A 264-nucleotide genomic window follows, 5' to 3' on the forward strand; every position below is an offset into this window, starting at 1 on the left:
TGACAGAAATCTTTGCAGTGCATGGGGTTCCAGATGTGGTGCACGCGGATCGGGGTACGTCGATGACCAGCAAGCACGTTTCGACCCTGCTCGCCGACCTCGAGGTGGTCCGTTCGCATTCGCGACCGAAGGTTTCCAACGACAACCCGTATTCCGAGTCGCTGTTCAAGACCCTCAAGTACGGACCCGAGTTCCCCGAACGCTTCGGGTCCCTCTACCACGCGCGCGAGTTCATGGCTTCGTTCGTTCACTGGTACAACCACG

Annotated in this window: 1 protein-coding gene; it reads left to right on the top strand. The window is 58.7% G+C overall.

Annotated elements, in window-relative coordinates; translation table 11 throughout:
• A partial coding sequence (locus MWU77_RS24525) for an integrase core domain-containing protein (RefSeq protein WP_247275038.1) occupies positions 1 to 264 on the top strand: 264 nt, incomplete at both ends.

It is taken from the genome of Rhodococcus sp. F64268, from assembly GCF_023015605.1.
In the GTDB taxonomy this organism is placed as follows: Bacteria; Actinomycetota; Actinomycetes; order Mycobacteriales; family Mycobacteriaceae; genus Rhodococcus.